This is a genomic window from Microcoleus sp. BM001215392, assembly GCF_036700185.1.
Lineage (GTDB): Bacteria > Cyanobacteriota > Cyanobacteriia > Cyanobacteriales > Microcoleaceae > Microcoleus.
Window position 1 is genome coordinate 1 of record NZ_JAUBOJ010000544.1, and the last position, 3,725, is coordinate 3,725.

Here is a 3,725-nt window from a genome sequence, read left to right on the forward strand (position 1 = left end):
GACGATCGCAGTAGCTCGATTGATTAACCAGCAACTATCGGAGTGTTTGATTTATGCTAATTGAGAAGATCGTTCAAGAACTACAAGACATTCCCGAAGACAAACTTGCAGAAATCTATGACTTGATTCACTACTTTCGCCTCGGATTAGGACGAGAACAGCCACAGCCTCGCACGCCTGGTTTACTGACAGGAAAACTCGGTGATGCTTTTTTTGAGCCCCTACCATTCGAGGAACTCGAACAATGGGAATAAGCTATCTCATTGACACCCATATCCTGTTGTGGTGGCTCTTTGACGATCCCAAACTCAATGCCCAATGCCGCGACATCATTCGCAACCCGGATTTTAATATCATTGTCAGCACTGTTTCAGCCTGGGAAATAGCCACCAAATATCGCATCGGTAAACTTCCCGAAGCCAAACAGATTGTCGGGGAATATTCGCAAATCCTCCACCGATCGCAATTTATCGAACTAGCTATAACTTCAGCCCATGCCCTTCGCGCTGGCAGCCTGCCTATTCCCCACCGCGATCCGTTTGACCGGATGATTATGGCACAAGCTGAACTCGAAAATTTACCAGTTATTACCTACGATACAGCTTTTCATACGGGACTAATTGAAGTTATTCCCGCCGCCGAATCAAGAGCATGAGCATGGAAAGGGATCTCGCACTTTTTAGCGATAGCAAACGAAAGAGAGTTAATGGGGATGGGATAAGGGCGATCGCACGCTTGCTGTGACAGTGCTATCCTAGATAAAAGAGTGATCGTCCTAGGGAGGAAAAAATCTTGTCAACTATCACCGATATAGGAACTTTAATTAGTCGCAATGCAGACATACATGGTGGCTGTCCAATAATTGCCGGAACGGGTGTTACAGTGCGGCGCATTGCTATTTGGTACAAGCAAGGTTTAAATGCAGAAGAAATTGCCGATCGCATCGGGCATTTAACTCTCACCCAAGTCTATGCAGCTTTGACTTATTATCATGCTAACCGAGATGAAATTGATGCTGACATTGCAGCGGAGGAAGCTGAGGGCGATCGGATAGAAGCATTGAATTCTCAGCGTAAGATTCAAAAGCAGCCGACGGATATAGCTTTAGAAATACCAACAGTAGCAAATTATCCCAGTCGCCGAGAATTTATGAAATTACCGCTGGCAGAGAGGGGAAGGATTTTAGAAATACAAGCTGAGGCAATGTTGCAACATTACCAGGAAGATAGAGAATGGCAAGAATTAGAAGCAGGAGATTTAATTGACTACTAACTCTCCTTCTCCTAAACGGGGTGATATTTGGTTGGCTAATTTTAACCCAACAGTGGGAGCCGAAATCAAAAAAATTCGTCCGGCTGTAGTGGTAAGTTCTGATACTGTTGGTAAGTTACCAGTGAAATTGGCTGCACCTATCACTGATTGGAAAGAATATTATGCTGGCAATATCTGGCACGTTAAGATTGAGCCAGATATTGCTAATGGTTTAACGAAAGTTTCGGCAGTAGATGTGTTGCAATTGCGAGGTATGGATGTACAAAGATTCATTCGTAAAATAGGAGAACTTTCGACTACTGATAGGTCGGAAATTGCTAGGGCGATTGTGGCTGTAGTAGAGTATCAGTAGTTATTTATCAAGAGCGATCGCACTTGGTTTAAGTAAGGGCGATCGCAGACTTACAACTTAGCATTCGCAGGTTTACGCAGTCAGAAGGCAGTTATGGTTTAGCAGCTTTTACCACATCCTCAACCATTTTAATCGCCTCTTTGATTGCCATTTGACCGCTTTCTACGGCCCTAATTAAATCCTGAGCGTCTTGCGGGCTAATTAAATCGAGCCTGACGGGTTCTTTCAAGGAAACAATAAATTTAGTTTTATCGCTGTCTTGCAGGTTAGAGGCTCTTTCTTTGGCTTCAATATCTCTTAGCTGTTCTTTTAAGTTTTTAAGTATTTCTGCTGTTTTTCCATCGTCAGAAGTGCCATCAAATAACATTCGTTTTACCCCTACAAGAGCAGCAGCACCTAAAGCTGCACCGCCAACAACTAATCCTACGGGAGGTGCAACGGCAAACAACCCAAAGAAAAATGATGCACCACCGAAAGCTGCCACCGCGGCACCAGCACCAGCAGCCCCCACTGCACCAATGCCAATTTCTGCTAAAATCCCTAATTTATCGTGTGGGTTTTTTTCCAGTTGCTCTATTGACTTCAGAATTTGCTCTTTAGTTGGCGTTTTATTTGCCGACATATTCGACCTCAATTTTTTTGCTAATTTTGGCAGTTAAGCAGTGATGACGTTGCAGAAAATTGTATTGAAAACGTCTATCATTAGTTGAAAAAATGCTTTGGCAATCTCAATCATGTCTTGAGCAATTCCAATAATTCCATCATCAGACACCTCTTTGCCTTGGGCAAGTTTATCGAGTCTGTGGCCGGCAATTGCACCAATTGGGATACCCAGCACTGTTGCCAAAGGTGCTAATAAGGGGCCGACAAATGGTATCGAATTTGCCAAAATTCCTACAACGACGCCAACAGCAGCCCCGATCGCTAAATTAGGATGTGCTTTGACAAATTCTATGATTTTAATGAGGAGAATTTTGCCGATGAGTAAAACTTTGTTACCAGCTTTTTTCGTGTATGTGGCAAGTTCATGCAGCCGGATCGAGACTTCATGCGGCAAGCCTGTATCATTTAACCACACATACAAGTCGCTGCTACTCATTGCATCAGCATCGACTTGCCAGAGAGCCATTTTTAAATTAGCTTGAGGTAGGGATAATGCACTAGACATGATTTTTTATCCTATTGTAAATTACAAAATTTTTACTAAGATTTTACGAGTTTCAAAGCGCCTAATTTAATTTTAAGTTAATTTTTATGTAGTGTAAAGTAGGATAATGTCACAAATTGCCAGTAGTTGATAAAATTAGCTAGCGGTTCAAAGTCACATTTTGTCCTCCTTCGTCAGAAAAAGTCAGAAAAAGTCTGATAGAATAGATAAAACCTCCTACACCTACCCAATCAATGGATGTTCAAGAACTCTTAAAGTTTGCGGATGGCTTGGTGTTCACTAAGACCGGCAAACACCTAGACGATCTGCAACAGGCAGTAGTACGGGGAACGTGGCAAGGTAAAAGATACTCCGAAATTTCTAAAGAGGTTCATTGTACTGAACGCCATGTCAGAAATGTTGCCTCAAAGTTATGGCAAATACTTTCAGAAATATTAGATGAAGATGTAATGAAATCAAATTTGCGCTCCACAATAGAGAGGTATGAAATTTCTCAATCTTCTAATTTTGTAAACTTTAACCTTGTACAAAACAAAGGTAACATCAACGTTTGCACAGAAACCTCACACCCTCCAAAAACTCCACAAAACTCACCCCCAACACAAACTTCAACTGAAGACAACACCCAACAAAAACCGCGACTCGATTTAAGAGATGCACCAGAGATCAAAACCTTCTACAACTACCCCAACTCACCCCTCACCGCCCTCGAAACCTGGATTCTAGAGCAAAACTGCCGCCTCCTCACCATCACAGGCATGACAGGCACCGGCAAAAGCGCGATCGCCCGTAACCTCATCCCCCAAATTCAAACTCAATTCGATCGCATCATCTGGCACAGTCTCCGCACCTCCCCGCCCCTTGAAACAACTCTTAAAAAGATTATTCAATTTCTCTCAAATCAAAACCCCCCCAACCCCCCCTTACCAAGGG

Annotated in this window: 7 protein-coding genes; 5 read left to right on the forward strand and 2 right to left on the reverse strand. The window is 42.9% G+C overall.

All coding sequences use genetic code 11. The annotated features are described in order from the left end of the window. Positions 1-53: 53 nt before the first annotated feature. The 4 genes from QT974_RS32320 to QT974_RS32335 all read left to right on the forward strand — a co-directional run bounded on the left by QT974_RS32320 (position 54) and on the right by QT974_RS32335 (position 1,624). The gene (locus tag QT974_RS32320) at positions 54-254 is read left to right on the forward strand and encodes a hypothetical protein (RefSeq protein ID WP_106148181.1); all 201 of its coding nucleotides are present in this window, start codon (positions 54-56) and stop codon (positions 252-254) included. Continuing rightward, on the forward strand, positions 245-655 hold the full coding sequence (locus QT974_RS32325; RefSeq protein WP_096831080.1) for a type II toxin-antitoxin system VapC family toxin: 411 nt from the start codon (positions 245-247) through the stop codon (positions 653-655). Before QT974_RS32320 ends, QT974_RS32325 begins: the two co-directional genes overlap by 10 nt. A 137-nt stretch (positions 656-792) precedes the next feature. Next, positions 793-1,272 (forward strand): DUF433 domain-containing protein, encoded by a 480-nt coding sequence (locus QT974_RS32330; RefSeq protein ID WP_333472454.1) that lies wholly within the window; start codon positions 793-795, stop codon positions 1,270-1,272. Continuing rightward, positions 1,262-1,624, forward strand: a complete 363-nt coding sequence (locus tag QT974_RS32335; RefSeq protein WP_333472455.1) for a type II toxin-antitoxin system PemK/MazF family toxin — start codon at positions 1,262-1,264, stop codon at positions 1,622-1,624. The genes QT974_RS32330 and QT974_RS32335 overlap by 11 nt, the downstream gene beginning before the upstream one ends. A 91-nt stretch (positions 1,625-1,715) precedes the next feature. On the opposite strand, the gene QT974_RS32340 is transcribed toward QT974_RS32335, so the two are convergent. Both QT974_RS32340 and QT974_RS32345 read right to left on the reverse strand, forming a co-directional pair. Next, a complete protein-coding gene (locus tag QT974_RS32340) occupies positions 1,716-2,246 on the reverse strand; it encodes a hypothetical protein (protein WP_333472456.1) in 531 nt (176 codons plus the stop codon). 33 nt (positions 2,247-2,279) lie between these two features. Next, positions 2,280-2,792, reverse strand: a complete 513-nt coding sequence (locus QT974_RS32345; protein ID WP_333472457.1) for a hypothetical protein — start codon at positions 2,790-2,792, stop codon at positions 2,280-2,282. Positions 2,793-3,025: 233 nt separating this feature from the next. Here QT974_RS32345 and QT974_RS32350 point away from each other — a divergent pair. Continuing rightward, positions 3,026-3,725: NB-ARC domain-containing protein (locus QT974_RS32350; protein ID WP_333472458.1), on the forward strand; the 700-nt coding region annotated here is incomplete at its 3' end.